At 52.1% G+C, this 18,094-nt stretch carries 17 protein-coding genes and 1 tRNA gene; 5 read left to right on the forward strand and 13 right to left on the reverse strand.

Annotated features, from left to right (window positions below):
- Positions 1-82: 82 nt before the first annotated feature.
- From HU143_RS07935 to HU143_RS07950, 5 genes are all read right to left on the reverse strand, one after another.
- A complete protein-coding gene (locus tag HU143_RS07935; protein ID WP_023227107.1) occupies positions 83-310 on the reverse strand; it encodes an Arm DNA-binding domain-containing protein in 228 nt (75 codons plus the stop codon).
- Positions 311-316: 6 nt separating this feature from the next.
- Complete coding sequence (locus HU143_RS24815; RefSeq protein WP_353846976.1) at positions 317-478, reverse strand: integrase arm-type DNA-binding domain-containing protein; 162 nt, start codon at positions 476-478, stop codon at positions 317-319.
- Positions 479-712: 234 nt separating this feature from the next.
- Positions 713-789, reverse strand: a tRNA-Pro gene (locus HU143_RS07940).
- A 73-nt stretch (positions 790-862) separates the two neighbouring features.
- Entirely contained in the window at positions 863-2,623 is a 1,761-nt protein-coding gene (gene yejM, locus HU143_RS07945) for an LPS biosynthesis-modulating metalloenzyme YejM (RefSeq protein ID WP_000256150.1), read from the reverse strand.
- A gap of 31 nt (positions 2,624-2,654) precedes the next feature.
- Positions 2,655-2,882, reverse strand: a complete 228-nt coding sequence (locus tag HU143_RS07950) for a YejL family protein (protein ID WP_001135904.1) — start codon at positions 2,880-2,882, stop codon at positions 2,655-2,657.
- 179 nt (positions 2,883-3,061) lie between these two features.
- On the opposite strand from HU143_RS07950, the gene yejK reads away from it, so the two are divergent.
- The gene (gene yejK, locus HU143_RS07955) at positions 3,062-4,069 is read left to right on the forward strand and encodes a nucleoid-associated protein YejK (protein WP_000050806.1); all 1,008 of its coding nucleotides are present in this window, start codon (positions 3,062-3,064) and stop codon (positions 4,067-4,069) included.
- A 27-nt stretch (positions 4,070-4,096) separates the two neighbouring features.
- The gene (locus HU143_RS07960; RefSeq protein WP_000033432.1) at positions 4,097-4,717 is read left to right on the forward strand and encodes a hypothetical protein; all 621 of its coding nucleotides are present in this window, start codon (positions 4,097-4,099) and stop codon (positions 4,715-4,717) included.
- 108 nt (positions 4,718-4,825) lie between these two features.
- Here HU143_RS07960 and rplY read toward each other — a convergent pair whose 3' ends face one another.
- Complete coding sequence (rplY, locus tag HU143_RS07965) at positions 4,826-5,110, reverse strand: 50S ribosomal protein L25 (RefSeq protein WP_000494192.1); 285 nt, start codon at positions 5,108-5,110, stop codon at positions 4,826-4,828.
- Between the two features lie 124 nt (positions 5,111-5,234).
- Positions 5,235-6,995 carry a DEAD/DEAH box helicase gene (locus tag HU143_RS07970; RefSeq protein ID WP_023227106.1) on the reverse strand — a complete coding sequence of 587 codons (1,761 nt, stop codon included), beginning with the start codon at positions 6,993-6,995 and terminating at the stop codon, positions 5,235-5,237.
- A gap of 151 nt (positions 6,996-7,146) precedes the next feature.
- Between HU143_RS07970 and rsuA the strand changes: the two genes are divergently transcribed.
- The 3 genes from rsuA to HU143_RS07985 all read left to right on the forward strand — a co-directional run bounded on the left by rsuA (position 7,147) and on the right by HU143_RS07985 (position 9,795).
- The gene (gene rsuA, locus HU143_RS07975) at positions 7,147-7,842 is read left to right on the forward strand and encodes a 16S rRNA pseudouridine(516) synthase RsuA (RefSeq protein WP_001234835.1); all 696 of its coding nucleotides are present in this window, start codon (positions 7,147-7,149) and stop codon (positions 7,840-7,842) included.
- 27 nt (positions 7,843-7,869) lie between these two features.
- A complete protein-coding gene (locus tag HU143_RS07980; RefSeq protein ID WP_000213349.1) occupies positions 7,870-9,060 on the forward strand; it encodes a Bcr/CflA family multidrug efflux MFS transporter in 1,191 nt (396 codons plus the stop codon).
- Between the two features lie 390 nt (positions 9,061-9,450).
- On the forward strand, positions 9,451-9,795 hold the full coding sequence (locus tag HU143_RS07985; RefSeq protein WP_001094639.1) for a YejG family protein: 345 nt from the start codon (positions 9,451-9,453) through the stop codon (positions 9,793-9,795).
- 3 nt (positions 9,796-9,798) lie between these two features.
- Here the strand turns inward: HU143_RS07985 and yejF are convergent, their stop codons facing one another.
- The 6 genes from yejF to mepS form a co-directional block, all read right to left on the reverse strand.
- Positions 9,799-11,388 (reverse strand): microcin C ABC transporter ATP-binding protein YejF, encoded by a 1,590-nt coding sequence (gene yejF, locus HU143_RS07990; RefSeq protein WP_000203619.1) that lies wholly within the window; start codon positions 11,386-11,388, stop codon positions 9,799-9,801.
- A gap of 1 nt (position 11,389) precedes the next feature.
- Positions 11,390-12,415 (reverse strand): ABC transporter permease, encoded by a 1,026-nt coding sequence (locus HU143_RS07995; protein WP_001137761.1) that lies wholly within the window; start codon positions 12,413-12,415, stop codon positions 11,390-11,392.
- Positions 12,415-13,509, reverse strand: coding sequence for a microcin C ABC transporter permease YejB (locus tag HU143_RS08000; protein WP_000501623.1), 1,095 nt, complete (start codon positions 13,507-13,509; stop codon positions 12,415-12,417). The genes HU143_RS07995 and HU143_RS08000 overlap by 1 nt, the downstream gene beginning before the upstream one ends.
- Before the next feature lie 9 nt (positions 13,510-13,518).
- Positions 13,519-15,324, reverse strand: coding sequence for an extracellular solute-binding protein (locus HU143_RS08005; protein ID WP_000561742.1), 1,806 nt, complete (start codon positions 15,322-15,324; stop codon positions 13,519-13,521).
- 106 nt (positions 15,325-15,430) lie between these two features.
- Positions 15,431-16,987, reverse strand: coding sequence for a cyclic di-GMP phosphodiesterase (locus HU143_RS08010; protein ID WP_023227105.1), 1,557 nt, complete (start codon positions 16,985-16,987; stop codon positions 15,431-15,433).
- A 325-nt stretch (positions 16,988-17,312) separates the two neighbouring features.
- Positions 17,313-17,885, reverse strand: a complete 573-nt coding sequence (gene mepS, locus HU143_RS08015; RefSeq protein WP_000241015.1) for a bifunctional murein DD-endopeptidase/murein LD-carboxypeptidase — start codon at positions 17,883-17,885, stop codon at positions 17,313-17,315.
- Between the last annotated feature and the right edge of the window lie 209 nt (positions 17,886-18,094).

The raw sequence follows: 18,094 nt of genomic DNA on the forward strand, positions 1-18,094 counted from the left end.
TTTAGATAGAGTGATCATATCATTTCCATTTTCTGCGATCTCAGCCCCTGGATAATGTAATGAAAGGGGTTGAAATGAGCTCTTAATGTGCTGGTGAAAGATAAGGTGCGGTCAGATCGAGACCTATCACTTTCAGTCTTAGAGAGCTGTCTTTGGCCATAAGATGTTCAGCTTTTGCATTGAGTAGATCAACTAATTTATTGAGGTTGAGGTATTTTTTGGTTAATGGATCGCGCCAGCGTTTTTTGGCTTTATCGCGGATCTCGCGGGCGTAACCGAGAGAAACAGCGGGGTAAGGGCCAATACTCATGGTTCGTCATTTGTGCGAGTGGGGATGGTAGTAGCGAAACAGCCACAACTTTGAGCCTTGCGGAGTGATTTTTAGTTCCAGCCCATCACCATCATAAAGTACGTGTGGTTTAGCGGAAGGGCGGGCATTTTTGATTTCTATATTGCTTAAGGGCCGAGGGTTTTGCATTGCACTGCCCTCTATAAAACAATGTATTTATTGAGGAAAATGCCACTTTGGGCATGTCGGGATAACGCCAAAGATCTCGATAGCCCAAATATATGCCTAAAAACTGCGGATGCAAGCGAACAACTATGAACGACTACGAACGAACAATAAAAAAACAGCGAGTCTTACAACTCGCTGTTTTTGTGGGGTTTATGAACGAGTACGAACGACTACGACTAGTTCAAAAAATTTGATTGGTCGGCACGAGAGGATTTGAACCTCCGACCCCCGACACCCCATGACGGTGCGCTACCAGGCTGCGCTACGTGCCGACTTGTGGGTGCTAATACTACCTCTTTCCAACGCGAATGCAAGGGAAAACGGTGCTAACTGATTTATAATTAATCAGTTAGCGATAAAACGTTTCTCTTCTGTTAGCACTTGCAGCAGCAGACTGAGCTGCGGCTTCTGATCTTTGATCTTCTCGCCGTGTAAGTCATAGGTCTGATAATGACCGTTATTATTGAGCACCAGGGTCATTTGCGGCGTCGTGATTGCCAGCGTACTGCCGTCTGCCGCCGTTACCCAGTTATGGCGACGTGGAACGGTAAAGATGTCCTGGCCCTGTGAATATTCGTTCGCTGGCGTGCTGACATGTAACAGGCGTTGCATCAACGTGGTCATCACATCGGTATGATCGGTAAGCACATTAATACGCTGCGCAGGCGTCCCCGGCCAGTGGATCACCAGCGGTACTTGCAGATGACCTTGCGACCAGTCGAAGCGATTTTCTTCCGGCGTCAACGGTATGCCGCGTCCTGCGGTAATGATCACGACAGTATTGTCGAATTTACCGGCCTCTCGCAGCGCGTTCAGAACCCGATTGATTTGCGCATCCACGTCGCTGGCGGCACTGGCGTAACGCTTAACAAAATTTTTCTGGTTACTGTCATCAATATTAGTACCGTTAAACGATATCCATGAGAACCAGCGGTTATCTTCCTGTGCGTAGCGCCCAAGCCAGTCTATCCACTGGCTGGCCGTTTGCGCATCAGACTGCGTTTGCGCTGCCGGCATCGAGAAATCGGACAGTAATGCCTGACGATAAAGCGGGCTGGCGAAGCCATCCGAAGAAAACAGTCCCAGTTGGTAGCCTTGCTGATTCAACGCGGTAATGAGCGCCGCAGGCGTTCTGGTGGATAACACGCCATCCATATAGCCTGGCGATATGCCATAGAACAGGCCGAAAATACCGTTATCAGTGGTATTCCCTGAACTCATATGACGGGTGAAGTCGATGTTTTGCTCGGCAAATGTAGCCAGCTCCGGCATCTGCTTCTCAAAGCGAGAATAGTTCAGGCCGTCTACGGTAATGAGCAGCACATTCTGACCGGTGCCCATATCGCGATAGTGCAAATTGCTGAGCGGGTACTGAACGGAGACCGCTTCCGGATTGCCTTGCTCTACCAGACGGCGCTGATATTCCTGCGCATCCAGCAGACCGTGTTTTTCAAGAAAACGTCGCGCCGTCATCGGATAAGAGAGCGGCAGGTTTGCCCGCTGCATGGTAATCGGCCGGTAAAAATTAGCGTCTGCCCAGATGTAGATAAGATGCGATGCGATAAAGGAGACGAAAAAGAATGCCGCAAGCGGCCTTGCGAAATGGCGACGGCGCGTGAGACTGCGCAGCTTTTGCCAACTCCATGTCGCAAATAGCATCTCAATCAATAAGATAACCGGCACGCTAATAAACATAAGCTGCCAGTCGCGCGCCATTTCGTTCTGGTCAGGGTTGATGACCAGCTCCCAGACAATGGGATTAAGATGCAGGTGAAAACGGGTAAAGACTTCGCTGTCGATAAGCAACAACGTCATACCCGCGGTCGCCAGAATGGCTGATAAAAACCGCATCAGCCGCTGGGACATCACGATAAACGTGAGCGGAAAAAGAATAAGCAAATAGGTGGCGAACACCAGAAAGCTAAAGTGCCCGACAATGCTCAGGTAGGAGTATATGCGACCCGCAAGCGTTGTCGGCCAGTCGGCGACAAACAGGTAACGGCTGCCGAGCAACGTAGCCAACAGTATATTGAACAGAGCGAACCAGTGCCCCCAGCTAACCATCTGGGAGACTTTTTCACGGTAGCGCTGACGATGAGTTACCATACCTGTCGCTTGTTTCTCCGGAGTCGGCTTTTTAGTGCGCGTTGTCTTCGCTAATCGAAGACTGCAAGGCGCGGGCAAAAGAGTTCGCAATCGCCTGGCGTTGAGCCGGCGCAACGCTGGTGTTGATAAGGTTGGTGACCATATTTCCCAGCACCATCAGGGAAAGATCGGTCGGCGCCTTATGTTTTTCCAGTACACTGAGCAGTTCGCTCAGCAGTTGTTCAACATGTTCATCACTATAGCGGGAGAGTTGTGGCATAAATCAAAATCTGTTTGTTCATGAAAGGGCAACATATTACCGTAGCAACAGTTTTTTTTCTGCATTTTTATCCCCTAAATCATCCGCGTTACGGATAACGCCTGAAATGACAGGGCGATTGCTTGCGTCTTCCGGCAGGCGGTGGTTGAATACCGCCCGGTCTTAAAGGAGAGTTTATCATGAGTCTGGATATCAACCAGATTGCCCTGCACCAGCTTATCAAGCGCGATGAGCAAAATCTTGAGCTGGTCTTGCGCGATTCATTGCTGGAGCCGACAACCACCGTTGTCGAGATGGTGGCTGAACTGCATCGGGTCTATAGCGCCAAGAATAAGGCGTATGGCCTGTTTAATGAAGAGAGTGAACTGGCGCAAGCGCTGCGGTTGCAACGTCAGGGGGAAGAAGATTTTCTTGCCTTTAGCCGGGCGGCGACCGGACGCCTGCGTGACGAACTGGCGAAATACCCCTTTGCGGACGGCGGCATTGTATTGTTCTGCCATTATCGCTACCTGGCGGTGGAGTATCTGCTGGTTACGGTACTGAACAACCTGAGCAGTATGCGGGTCAATGAAAATCTGGACATTAACCCGACGCATTATCTTGATATCAATCATGCGGATATCGTGGCGCGTATCGATCTTACCGAGTGGGAAACTAATCCGCAATCGACCCGCTACCTGACGTTCCTGAAAGGTCGTGTAGGGCGCAAGGTCGCTGACTTCTTTATGGATTTCCTCGGCGCCAGCGAAGGGTTGAACGCCAAAGCGCAGAATCGCGGCCTGTTGCAGGCAGTGGATGATTTCACCGCAGAAGCGCAGTTGGATAAAGCAGAACGTCAGAACGTGCGCCAGCAGGTGTACAGCTACTGCAATGAGCAATTACAAGCCGGGGAAGAGATTGAACTGGAATCGCTGTCTAAAGAGCTTTCCGGCGTCAGTGAAGTCAGCTTCAGCGAATTTACCGCCGAAAAAGGCTATGAGCTGGAAGAGAGCTTCCCGGCAGATCGCAGTACGCTACGCCAGTTAACCAAATATGCCGGCAGCGGCGGCGGGTTAACGATTAACTTTGATGCGATGCTACTGGGCGAGCGGATTTTCTGGGACCCGGCGACCGATACGCTGACTATCAAAGGGACGCCGCCGAATTTGCGCGATCAGTTGCAGCGACGCACGTCGGGCGGGAAATAAAGGCATACGACATAAAAGGACGCCGTAGTGAGTAAAGGAATACGTCAGAAGCCGCCTGTTAATTTCAGTTTATTTCGGCAGGTTTTGTATGCGCACATTGTCGCATTTTTGATGATGTTGGTGCTCGGCATGGTGTTCACCGTTCTCTCGTTGGTACTGTTTTATACTTATGGTGCCAACTGGTTACTGAGCTTGTTCATATGCCCGCTGTTCTTGTTAAGTGGTTTATTCATTACTGGATTTGCTTTTAAATCAACCTGGTCCAGCATACGTTACTATTACGACAAGGGGCAGTTGAAACGGTATGGACTCAATCTTGATGCAACTTTGACGCATAAAGAGAAGGTGGAAATACGCATCGATAATGCAAAGCGTCAAGTGCGTGTAGATGAACTGGAGCTCCATGTCTTATTTGATTTTCAGTTTGATAGCAAGACATGGAGCTGCGGCGACTTACTGACCAATGAAAAGGTATTTGATGCGTTGAATGATGGGCAAACGATACCAATACGAATTCTGCCATGGAAACCGGAAAGTGCCAGCGTTCGTCAACGGGCATTATTCAATCGGCTTAAAGGTATGAATACCGCGTCGGAAACTACAGATCCTCGATTAGGGGAGGCGCTAATTGAATGTGGCGAGGTGTAAGAAAGCAGAAAAGCAAAGTGGGTTCTCGTTGCTCTGCATGTCGTCAAATTCAATTAAACGCATAAAAAAACCCCGCCGGGGCGGGGTTTTTCTTCAACTTCCAGTCGATTACGCGCGAACGAAGTCGATGTGAGTCAGCTTCGGTTTGTAAGCGTGACGCTGTACAGCCTGAGCTTTAACTTTTACTTCTTTACCGTCAACAACGAGGGTCAGAACTTCGCTGTAGAATTCAGCTTTAGCTTGCATGTTCATCACCTGGTCGTGGTCCAGTTCGATAGCAATCGGGGCTTCAGAACCGCCGTAGATGATTGCCGGGAACTTGTTAGCGGCGCGCAGGCGGCGGCTCGCACCCTTACCCTGCTCTTTACGTACTTCTGCGTTGATAGTAAACATTTAAATCTCTCTTTAATAATTCCTGCTACAGGCGACCCAGCAACAGGTAAGTGATCTGCTTTGCGTATGCAAAGGCGGGCGGGATTCTATACTCAAATCGCCGTTACATCAATGAAAAGTACAATTAACCACGTAATTCGTGCGCTCGGCGGAAGCGGCCTTCATAGTCGAACACTTTTTCACGCACCTGCCAGCACTGGCCTTTCATCCGCGCGACCACAAAATCGGGATGCCGCAACAGCGCCTGCTGCGCGACAATATCCGCCGCCGTGATCCAGCGTAAAGGAACGCCGGGCGTGCGGGTATGCGGGCGAATAAATAGCTGTTCGAAAGCGGTACGCTGGGCGGGCGTGTGCAAGCGGAAGCGCTCACTGACATCCGCGCCGTCCTCGTCATAGTAAGTGATTTTCAGCCATTCGCCTTTCTCATCCTGCCCATGCTGCATCGTCATTCCGCTACAGCGCAGGACTAACGCATCCTTGAGCCTGAGCGCCGCTTTTAACATATCGTCCGGGTCGACCAGAATGGCGTCACATTCCCGGCAGCGTCGGGCGGCAATATCGTTTTCGGCATTACACTGCGGGCAGTTTTTGAAGCGAAAGCGAAAATCGCACTGCTCGCGATGGCCATCGTCATCGTCAAACCAGCCCTGGCAGCGACGGCCAAAGTGTTCAATCAGCGTGCCGTCGGCAGTGGTTTTCCCCCAGAAGGTGTTGGCAAAGCCGCAGGCCGGGCAAAATACCTGGACAGGGACGTTATCGCTTTTTCCCTTCGGGCTACCGACCTCCGGGGCATACAGGTCGTGCGGGTTGCCTGCGTAATCAAGAATCAGGCAATCGGTCTTTCCCGGCGCAAGGCGCAGACCACGCCCGACAATTTGTTGGTAAAGACTAACTGACTCGGTGGGACGTAGAATCGCGATGAGATCAACGTGTGGGGCGTCAAAGCCGGTGGTCAGCACCGAGACGTTAACCAGATAGCGAAAACGCTGCGCCTTGAAATTATCAATCAGCGCATCGCGCTCGGGCCCTGGCGTATCGCCGGTAATCAGCGCCGCGTCTTCCGCCGGAAGCAGACCGACAATCTCTTTCGCATGTTCGACCGTGGCGGCGAAAATCATCACGCCTTTGCGCGTTTGCGCAAATTCCATAATCTGGCTGATGATGTGCGGCGTAATCCGCTGCTGCTTTTTCAGCTCGCGGTTCAGGTCGGCTTCGCTGAACAGCCCATTGCTTTGGGCCTGCAGGCGACTGAAATCGTATTGGACCACTGGCATATCAAGCCGCTCAGGCGGCGTCAGATAGCCGTGTTTAATCATATAGCGCAGCGGCAGTTCATAAATACAGTCGCGAAACAGAGCGTTGTCGTTGCCGCGCACCATACCGTGATAATGAAATTGATAAATCCAGCCTTTTCCGAGGCGAAAAGGCGTGGCGGTGAGTCCAAGCAGACGTAAGTGAGGATTAACTTTACTCAGGTGAGTGAGGATTTGCTGATACTGACTGTCTTCATCGTCACCGATGCGGTGGCATTCATCGACAATCAACAGCGAAAACTCCTCCTGGAAGGCGTCAAGATTACGCGCCACCGACTGTACGCTGCCGAACACGACTTTGCCCTGACTCTCTTTACGTTTGAGTCCGGCGGCGAAAATATCCGCTTCCAGCCCCAGCGCGCAATATTTGGCGTGGTTCTGCGCGACCAGCTCTTTCACATGCGCCAGCACCAGTACCCGTCCGCGGGCGACGCGCGCCAGTTCGGCGATCACCAGGCTTTTACCTGCGCCGGTCGGCAGAACAATCACGGCGGGCGTACGGTGGCGGCGAAAGTGGCTGAGCGTGGCGTCTACGGCTTCTTGCTGGTAGGGGCGGAGTGTAAAAATCATGGTCTCACTACGTTAAACGGTTCCGGGAATAGTATGCCATGAATCATTTCCCTTGAGGGATATAGTTAGCCCGCTATACTGAGCGGATAGCAATTCCCTTTTTTCGGGTAGAATGCCCGATTTCCGTATTATTACAGGCTAAATCACACACATGCGACTTGATAAATTTATCGCTCAGCAGCTTGGCGTCAGCCGCGCTATTGCCGGGCGTGAAATTCGTGGTAACCGCGTTACCGTCGATGGCGACATCATTAAAAATGCGGCCTTCAAACTGCTCCCGGAACATGCGGTTGCGTATGACGGCAATCCCTTAGCGCAGCAACACGGGCCACGCTATTTTATGCTTAACAAGCCGCAGGGATACGTTTGTTCAACCGATGATCCCGATCATCCAACGGTGCTGTATTTCCTGGATGAGCCGGTGGCGTATAAGCTGCATGCCGCAGGACGTCTGGATATCGATACTACCGGTCTGGTGTTAATGACAGATGACGGTCAGTGGTCGCACCGCATTACGTCGCCGCGCCATCACTGTGAAAAAACCTATCTGGTGACCCTGGAGTCGCCGGTGGCCGACGATACGGCAGCGCAATTTGCGAAAGGCGTGCAGTTGCATAATGAAAAAGATCTCACTAAACCCGCTACGCTGGAGGTGATAACGCCTGTGCAGGTCCGGCTGACCATCAGCGAAGGCCGTTATCATCAGGTGAAGCGGATGTTTGCCGCAGTAGGCAATCACGTTGTGGAACTGCACCGCGAACGGATTGGCGCCATTACGCTGGATGAGAATCTGGCTCCCGGCGAGTACCGCCCGTTGACTGAAGAAGAAATCGCCAGCGTCGGCTAACTATCTCGTTAAATTCAGGAGTTCGATGTGACCACCCGGCAGCACTCTTCCTTTGCTATTGTCTTTATTCTTGGCCTGTTGGCCATGTTAATGCCGCTGTCGATTGATATGTATCTTCCAGCGCTGCCGGTGATTTCTGCGCAATTCGGCGTGCCTGCCGGTAGCGCGCAGATGACGCTCAGCACCTATATTCTGGGGTTTGCGCTGGGTCAGCTTATCTATGGACCGATGGCGGATAGCCTCGGGCGTAAGCCGGTCATCCTGGGCGGGACGCTGGTATTTGCCGCTGCGGCGGTCGCCTGTGCGTTGGCGCAGACTATCGATCAACTGATCGTGATGCGTTTTTTCCACGGTTTGGCGGCCGCGGCGGCAAGCGTCGTCATCAATGCGCTGATGCGGGATATTTATCCAAAGGAAGAGTTTTCGCGCATGATGTCATTTGTCATGCTGGTCACTACGATAGCGCCGTTAATGGCGCCCATTGTCGGCGGCTGGGTGTTGGTATGGTTAAGCTGGCACTATATCTTCTGGATACTGGCCATTGCGGCGATTCTGGCGTCAGTCATGATCTTTGCTCTGATTAAAGAGACGCTGCCCGTTGAGCGGCGTCAGCCTTTTCATATTCGTACCACAATAGGTAACTTTGCCGCGTTGTTTCGCCACAAACGCGTACTGAGCTATATGCTGGCGAGCGGGTTCAGTTTTGCCGGTATGTTCTCTTTTTTGAGCGCGGGGCCGTTTGTCTATATCGAAATTAATCATGTTCCGCCGCAGGATTTCGGCTACTACTTCGCGTTGAACATCGTATTTCTGTTTGTGATGACGATTATCAACAGCCGTTTTGTCAGACGGGTAGGGGCGCTAAACATGTTTCGGGCCGGGCTATGGATTCAGTTTGCGATGGCGGTATGGATGGTTTTCAGCGCGCTGATGGGCATTGGATTCTGGGCGCTGGTGGTCGGCGTTGCGGCGTTTGTCGGCTGTGTGTCGATGGTTTCGTCCAATGCGATGGCGGTCATTTTGGATGAGTTTCCGCATATGGCCGGAACGGCGTCTTCGTTGGCGGGCACTTTCCGCTTTGGTATTGGCGCTATCGTCGGCGCGTTGCTGTCGCTGGCTACCTTTACCAGTGCGTGGCCGATGATTTGGTCGATTGCGCTTTGCGCCGCCTGTTCCATTCTGTTTTATCTCTACGCCAGCCGTCCCAAAAAACGGTGACGGGCGCGCTGTCCCTCAATGGCGCCGAAGAATGCGCAGGCGGCGTTGGGGGACGCTATCCGCTACACGATGGCAAAGCCAAACGGCTTTCATAGTTGATGTATATCAATTACCAATTCATCATTTTCCTCCTTTATGTTTATTTTATGTAAAATCCATTTATGTAAAAAGTCACATCATTGTAGTTAAAAAGGTTGAGTTAGATCGCAGAAACGGGTACATATAGCCCGCCGCTATCTCCGCGTCGGTAAAACTATTTTAACTCCCGCTTGCTGTAGAGCCACTGACGGAGAGAAGGGCGTTAGCAATCTGTTTAAGGACGGGTTGTCAATGATGTGTTAATATAAATGTAAGCAAATTGTGAAGTAATTGTGCTTCCGGGGAAAGAAAGTGAATACATTACAGCTCTCAATTGTTCACCGTCTGCCGCAAAACTATCGCTGGTCGGCGGGTTTTGCGGGGTCAAAGGTTGAACCGATTCCGCAAAACGGGCAGAGCACCGAGAATAGTCTGGTGGCGCTTAAACTGTTGAGTCCGGCAGGCGATAGCGCGTGGTCAGTGATGCATAAGCTCAGCCAGGCGCTAAGCGATATTGAAGTTCCTTGCTCCGTGCTGGAGTGCGAAGGGGAACCGTGCCTGTTCGTTAATCGTCAGGATGAGTTTGCCGCCACCTGTCGGCTGAAAAATTTCGGCGTGGCGATAGCGGAACCTTTTTCTAACAATAATCCTTTTTAGGCGTCAGCTTAACGCGAGTAGCTGACGCGTATACGCTTGTTGCGGTGCGGTAAACACGCGCTCGCATTGCCCCTGTTCAACCACCTCCCCCTGTCGCAGCACGATAACCTGATGGCACAGCGCGCGTACTACATGCAGATCGTGGCTAATGAAGATATAGGCCAGACGGTGCTTTTGCTGGAGCGATTTCAGGAGGGCAAGAATCTGCGCCTGAACGGTTTTATCCAGCGATGAGGTCGGTTCATCCAGAATAATAAGCGACGGTTTTAAAATCAGCGCCCTGGCGACGGCGATACGTTGACGCTGGCCGCCGGAAAACTCAGCGGGGTAACGATGCCGCGTTTCCGGGTCCAGGCCGACTTCCATCATGACCGCTTTCACCTGCTGTTCGCGCTGCGCGCCTGAAAGCGTAGGCTGGTGGACGCGCAGGCCTTCTTCGATAATTTGCAACACGTTTAAACGCGGGTTTAGCGATGAGTTCGGATCCTGGAATACGACCTGGATACGGTGGCGAACAGGTAAAAGCTGGCGGCGGTTTAACGTATCCAGTGATTGACCGTCAAACACGATGCGGCCTTCGGAGCGGATAAGCCGTAACAGCGCCAGACCGGTGGTACTTTTTCCCGATCCTGACTCGCCGACCAGACCCAGCGTTTCGCCTGGATGCAGGGTGAAACTGATATTGTTAACCACCACATTATGATCCACGACGCGCTTCAGAATGCCTTTGCGGATCGGGAAGGCGACGCGCAGCCTGTCTACTTCCAGCAACGGCGTCTGCCCGGCGGGGAGCGGAACCGGATCGCCTGTGGGTTCGCTGTTGAGTAGTTTTTGCGTGTATGGATGGGTCGGCGCGGAGAGCAGCGTGTCGGCGCGTTGGTTCTCTACGCACTTGCCGTGTTGCATTACCGCCACTGAATCCGCCAGTTTTTTTACAATGCTGAGGTTATGGGTGATAAACAGCAATCCCATATTGAGCTCGCGCTGGAGTTCCCGCAGTAGAGATAAAATCTGCGCCTGTACGGAGACGTCGAGGGCGGTGGTCGGCTCATCGGCGATCAGTAATTCCGGCCGTGTTAACAGCGCCATGGCGATCATGACGCGCTGGCGTTCGCCGCCGGAAAGCTGATGAGGGTAATCGCGCAGACGCTGGCTCGCCTGGCGGATACCGACCCGATCCAGACAACCGATCATCTCCGCCCTTGCCGCCTCCCGACGCATTCCCCGATGGAGCGACAGCACTTCATAGAGCTGTTTTTCCAGCGTATGCAGCGGGTTAAGTGAAACCATCGGTTCCTGAAAAATCATGGCGATTTTATTGCCGCGCACGCCGCGTAGCGTCTGCTCGCTGGCATGAAGCAATGATTCGCCGTGAAAGCGAATATCGCCGGAGAGGTAGACGGCGGGAGGGGTAGGCAAAAGACGCAGAATGGAAAGCGCCGTCACGCTTTTTCCTGACCCGGACTCGCCGACCAGCGCCAGCGTTTCCCCGGCGTTCACCTGTAACGAAATGGCGTTAACGACAGGACGTACGTGCTGTTGCTGACGGAAACCTACCGATAAATTTTCAATCGCAAGCAATGGAGATGTCATCTTATACCGCCTTAGCAGGATCAAAGGCGTCGCGTACCGCTTCGCCGATAAAAATCAGCAGCGATAGCAGAATGGCGACAGACAGAAAGGCGGCGATCCCCAGCCAGGGAGCCTGTAAGTTGTTTTTCCCCTGTAAAAGAAGTTCGCCGAGAGAAGGGGAGCCAAGCGGCAGACCGAATCCCAGAAAATCCAGCGACGTCAGGGTGGTGATGGAGCTACATAAAATGAACGGTAAAAATGTCAGAGTAGCGACCATCGCATTAGGCAACATATGGCGCAGGATAATGTCCCGATCGCTGACGCCAAGCGCCTGCGCGGCGCGGATATAGTCAAAATTGCGGGTCCGTAAAAACTCGGCGCGCACTACGCCCACCAGACTCATCCAGCCAAACAACACGGTTATGGCCAGCAGCCACCAGAAGTTAGGCTGCACTACGCTGGAAAGTAAAATAATCAGAAACAGGGTCGGCATCCCCGACCAGACTTCGATGAGACGTTGCCCCCATAAATCGACTTTGCCGCCATAATAGCCCTGTAGCGCGCCCGCCAGTACGCCCATGACGCTGGAGCAAATCGTTAACATCAGACCGAATAAAATAGAAATGCGGGTGCCGTACAGGATGCGGGCGAAAACGTCGCCGCCATTCGCATCGGTGCCCAGCCAGTTTTTCGCCGAAGGCGGGGAGGGGAAAGGCTGCGTGGTGGCAAAATTAATGGTATTGGCGCCAAAGCGTACGGGGGCCCACAACACCCAGCCCCGATTCTCAAGCTGCCGTTGTAGCCAGGGGTCCTGATAATCTGCCGTTGTCGCCAGCGGGCCGCCGAAATCGCGCTCGCTGTAATTTTTTACCAGCGGAAAATACCACTGGCCTTCATAGCGCACCAGCAATGGCTTATCGTTAGCAATCAGTTCCGCGCATAAGCTCAGGCTGAACACGACCAGGAAAATCCATAGTGACCAGTAGCCCCGGCGATTATGGCGGAAACGCGCCCAGCGGGCCTGATTGACCGGGCTTAATCGCGGCATTATCGTCCCTCAAAATCAATGCGTGGATCGACCAGCGTATAGCTGATATCGCTCAGGATATTCAGTAATAAGCCAATCAGGGTAAAGATATAAAGCGTGCCGAACATCACCGGATAGTCGCGCGAAACGGTTGCTTCATAACCCAGCAGCCCCAGGCCGTTGAGCGAGAACATGACTTCAATTAGCAACGAGCCGGTGAAAAACATACTGATAAAAGTGGCGGGAAACCCGGCGATCACCAGCAGCATGGCGTTACGAAAAACATGTTTCCAGAGAATGTTTTTTTCACTCACGCCTTTAGCGCGAGCGGTAACGACATACTGTTTACGCACCTCGTCGAGAAACGAATTTTTCGTCAGCATCGTCAGGGCGGCAAAACCGCCGATGACGGTCGCCAACACCGGTAGCGTAATATGCCACAAATAATCGGTGATTTTCTGGTACCACGGTAACGTGTCAAAGTTGGCGGAGACCAGGCCACGTAGCGGAAAGATATCGTAGTAGCTGCCGCCGGCAAAAAAGACGATTAATAAAATAGCGAACAGAAAGGCGGGGATCGCATAACCAATAATGATAAACGCGCTGCTCCACACATCAAAGCGACTGCCGTTATGGACGGCTTTGCGGATCCCCAGCGGGATAGACACCAGATAAATAATCAGCGTGCTCCATAATCCCAGGGTAATGGAGACGGGAAGGCTATCTTTGATCAGCGTTAGTACGGATGCGCTGCGAAACAGACTGTCGCCGAAGTCAAAAGAGAGATAGTCCCGTAGCATCTTGAAATAACGCTCATGCAGCGGTTTGTCGAAGCCGTAGCGATGGGTGATCTCCGCGATCACCTCCGGATCGAGTCCCCGGCCGCCGCGATAATGGCTGTCGCTGATATTGCCGACGCCGGTTTGCGCATGACTGGCGCGAACGCCTTCGCCGCTGGCGCCGGGCAACGCGCCGCCCTGGCCAAATTCAATCGCGGCAATCGCCTGATCGACAGGGCCGCCGGGAGCGATCTGCACGATAAAAAAGTTAATGGTAATAATGGCCCATAGCGTGGGGATCACCAGTAACAGACGGCGGATAAGATAGGCGCCCATTGATTCTTACTACCTCCTGGCTGCCGGTAGTTTGGCGGCTTTGTTGACATCATACCACCAGGTATCTAACCCGATGGTATATACCGGGCGAATCGCCGGATGGGAGAATTTATCCCACCAGGCGAGCCTGTCTTGCGCCATATACCACATCGGCAGCATGTAATAGTTCCAGGTCAGCACGCGATCCAGCGCCCGTCCCAGCGGCACCAGTTTCGCTTTATCACCCTGCGCTGCGATAATTTGCGCGATCAGTTTATCCACGACCGGGCTTTGTACGCCGGGAGCGTTATAACTGGAGTCAATGTATTCCGACGCCCATGAGATTTGTAGATCGGAGCTGGGCCAGGGCATCGCCCGCCATAGCCTCGGCATCATGTCATAGTCGCGGCTGCGCATCCGGTTGGTGAGCTGAGAATTATCAACCTGACGGATAGTCATCGTAATGCCCAGACGCTGAAGATTATGCTGGAAGGGCAGAACCCACTGGCTATTACTGCTGGCAGGAAGGAGAAGTTCAAACGTCAGGGGCTTACCGGTGACGCTATTGACCCGTTGCTGTCCGTTGATCACCCATCCGGCCTGCGTCAACAAGGCGTCAGCTTTAAGAAGATTTTCGCGATCGTAGCCGTCGCCGTTAGAGACCGGCGGCTGATAGATCTGAGTGAAGACTTCAGGAGGAAGATCTTTTTTCATCGGCGCGAGTAATACCAGCTCATCGGCGTCAGGATAATTTCTGGCGGCGTACTCGGTATTCTGGAAGTAACTGTTGGTTCGGCTCCAGGCATTATAGAACAGCGCTTTATTCATCCACTCAAAATCGAAGGCCAGGGTGACGGCTTCACGTACCCGCCGGTCTTTAAATACCGGGCGCTGAATGTTAAAGGCCAGCCAGCGTGTGTCCTGCGCCGACTCGTTTTTCTGCTCTTCTTTAATGATGTAATGATTATCGAAATTTTTACCGATGTAGCGCGTTGCCCAGTTTTTAGCGTCGTTTTCCAGCCGTAGATCAAATGCGCCCGCTTTAAACGCCTCGAAAGCGACATTGTCATCAAGGTAGTAATCGTAGCGGATAGTGTCGAGGTTAAAACGTCCACGATTGACCGGCAGATTAGCCGCCCAGTAGTTTTTGACGCGTGAATAGACAATGTACTGGCCCATTTTCCACTGAGTAATCCGGTATGGCCCGCTGGCTAAGGGCGGCGTTGAAAGCGGATCGCTAAGTTTGTGATTTTTCCAGAATTTTTCGGGCATGATCGGTAATGAAAACAGACTAAGCATGTCTTCTTTACCAGGCTTCGCCAGCTCAATTCGCACGGTTAAAGGCGCAATCGCCTTCACGGTAGTACCTTTATAGACCAGACGGAACTGCGGTACGCCTTCGGTCATAAACTTATGAAAGGTAAAGGCCACATCGCGGGCGGTAATGGGCGTGCCATCGTGAAAACGAGCGCGGGGATTAATCGAGATTTCCACCCAGGAATAGTCGGCGGCATAGCGGGCATGGTCGGCAATCAGCGGGTAATAGCTTCCGGGTTCATCATCCGAAGTGGTAAAAAGCGTATCGTAAAGGGCTTCGGTACGTACGCCGGGATTGCCGCGCAGCGAGTAGCGATTGAAATTATCGAACGTACCAATGGCGGAAAGCGTCATCTGACCGCCTTTCGGCGCAGCAGGATTCACATAATCAAAGTGATCAAAGTTAAAAGCATACTTAGGTTCGCCGAGTACGGCGAAAGCGTAGCTTTCTTTGATTTCCTGGGCCTGGGCGCCAGCGCTAACCAGTGCGACAAGCAGAAGCATTACGCGCGCAATCATCTGAAGGCGGTTTCCTTATCGTATTGCCCGCGGCAAACCGGCAGGCGTTTCGCTGAATAATAAGTGACGTTGCGTCTGATGTGAATCCGTTAAAACCGTAAGGGGACTACCATTCAGGCACAGAAGGCGCCGACATCCACAGCACGAAATCTTTAAGGGGTAAAGGACGGCTAATCCAGTATCCCTGCAAGTAATTAACACCGTGATCGCGTAGCCAACGAGCCTGCTCCGGCGTTTCAACGCCCTCGGCCACCGTCAGCATATTCAGGCGTCTGGAGAGCGTCAGCACGGTATCCAGAACCGGCGACGTGACAGTTTCCGTGCCGATCGCCTGGATAAAGCCGCGATCGATTTTCAGATAATCTAAAGTAAATCGCTCCAGATAAATCAGGGCGCTATGGCCTGTACCGAAATCATCTATAGCGATTTCAAACCCGGCGGAATGCAGCCATTCGAACAGTTTGGCCGCTTCATACTGCTGAAGCATATCGCGTTCAGTGATTTCCAGCACGATATGAAAATGGTGCGCGGGCAGGGCGTCCCTGAGCCGGTGCATATCCTCTTTAAAACTGTCGCTGTGCAGATGTTCCGGCGCGATGTTAATGCCAAATTTGGCACCGACGGGCATCACCTTCTGTAACGTGGGCGCGTCGCGGGCGATCAGCTCGAACAGATGCTGCGTTAACGGTACGATAAGTTGCTGCGCTTCGGCATAGTGGATAAAGGCATCCGGCGGAATCTCTCCTGCCGTAGGGTGACGCCAGCGCAGTAAGACTTCAAGCCCGGTGACGCTCAGCGTACGAGTATCGACGACGGGCTGATAAACCACATAAAACTGCTCGTGTTTGATCGCCGTTAAAATCTCTTTGCCCGGTCGCGTCCGGAGGGCATAGATAAAGTAACAGATAAACCCTGCTACGATGCCGCTAATGCAGCCCAGCATCAACGCATACCACAAGTCATTGTAGGTCCAGCTATCGGCATAAAGCTGTATTTTAAGCGGCAGGCCGTTGATAGTTGCCTGTCGTGAAGGCGTGCCCGGCAGCTCCGCGACGGTCAGCAGACGCGAAGAAAAGGTCGACAGCGCGGTATTGCCGACAATCAGCGCGATGCCGTTAAAATCGTCCTGGCGCGTGGTATAGAGTAAGTAGGGCGTCAGGTTAATATTCAGCGATGTGAATACGCCGCTGTCATTTAATAATGGGTTTCGATACCAAATCACCATTGTCGGTTTGTTGGGCATCATTGGCGTGCCGGGCAGAATCGCCATAGCAACGTCTTTGCGGATATCTATATCCGGTACCAGTTGCTGAAGCGGCATATTCATGGCGCCAGTGGCGGAAGAGCAGAACACTTTTTTATCTTTAATCAATAAGAAGGCGCGGACATTAAGGCTAAAAGCGGCTCTTGAGGTGAGTTCTGCGCCAACCTGCTTGCAGGTGTTGATCGTCAACGGCTGAAGAATATCGGTGGTGGCTTTCAGGTCGGCGAAATAGCTGGCCAGGTAATGTTGTACATCAGAAAGGAGCGTATTGTATTTAACATCCCGTTTATGCCACGACAGGAAAAATTGCAGGCTACCAATAAGTAATGCTGCCGCTATCCCCGTAATGATACAGGTAAGCAGGATTTTCCGACCGGAAGAGGAGTCGCGTGTAAGCATAATTCCTGGTGTGACCTGAAAAGGCGGATGCCGGTTAAACTGGTTGATTTATAAGACTATAGCCTGGATTACCCCGGATAGTCATGCTTTTCTGTGATGCGCAGGAAAGCGTATTGTCGCAGTAGTCGTTGGCGGAAACGACCTGAATGTCTGATGGCGCTATGTTTATCAGGCCTATGTTCGTGTGTTGTAGGCTGGATAAGAGGCGACACGTCGCTATTCGGCAAAACGGGTTCAGAAGGGATAATAAGCAAAAGCACTGCCGAAGCAGTGCTTTTTATGTCGTCTCATCAGGTAAGCCAAGGGAGGTGCTGCCTGATGAAGATTAACTGCGGCTCAGAACTCGACGCGCTTCATTGTAGCGTTTTTTCCAGTACGGTTCGTTCATACTGGAGATAATGACGCCGCTACTGGTAGACGCATGGACAAACTGGTTATTGCCGATATAAATACCGACATGACGACCAGTGGAACCGGCGCGGAACAGAACCAGATCGCCCGTACGCAGGTTATTGCGTGAAACCGCTTTGCCCATTTCCTGCTGTTCATAGGTTGAACGCGGAAGCTCTAAACCAAACTGTTCACGGAAGGTGCGCTGTACAAAGCTGGAACAGTCGACGCCTTTCTTGGTGCTGCCGCCCAGGCGGTAACGCACGCCTTTCCAGTCAGCATACTGATCCATAATCCGCGACTTAACGTCAAGGTTACGCACCATATTTTCAAATTCATCCTGAGAGGCTTGCAGTGAAGAGCTATCGCTATTGCCCACAGCATGCGTCTCAGAATGCATATTCTTTGCGGTATTGGTGGTTGTGCTACAAGCAGAAAGCAGAACCGCAACTGCAATCGCAGGAATCCCGCGCAAAATATATCTCAAAATCGGTTGAGATTTGACCATGTTGTTTGTTTTCCCTTGAAGTCCTTAACGATAAATATCGTTATAAAAATGCCAAACGTGATGAGACTAATTACCTGCACAGCTTGAGACAATTCTTTGTGCACAAATCTGTGGCGGAACGCACAAATTTATTCGCAATGAGAATAATTATCTGGCGAGGCAAAACGAGTTTGAGATTACCCGATTGTTGCTGTCATTGCGAGCGATTT

Source organism: Salmonella sp. SJTUF14076 (assembly GCF_015534835.1).
GTDB lineage: Bacteria > Pseudomonadota > Gammaproteobacteria > Enterobacterales > Enterobacteriaceae > Salmonella > Salmonella enterica.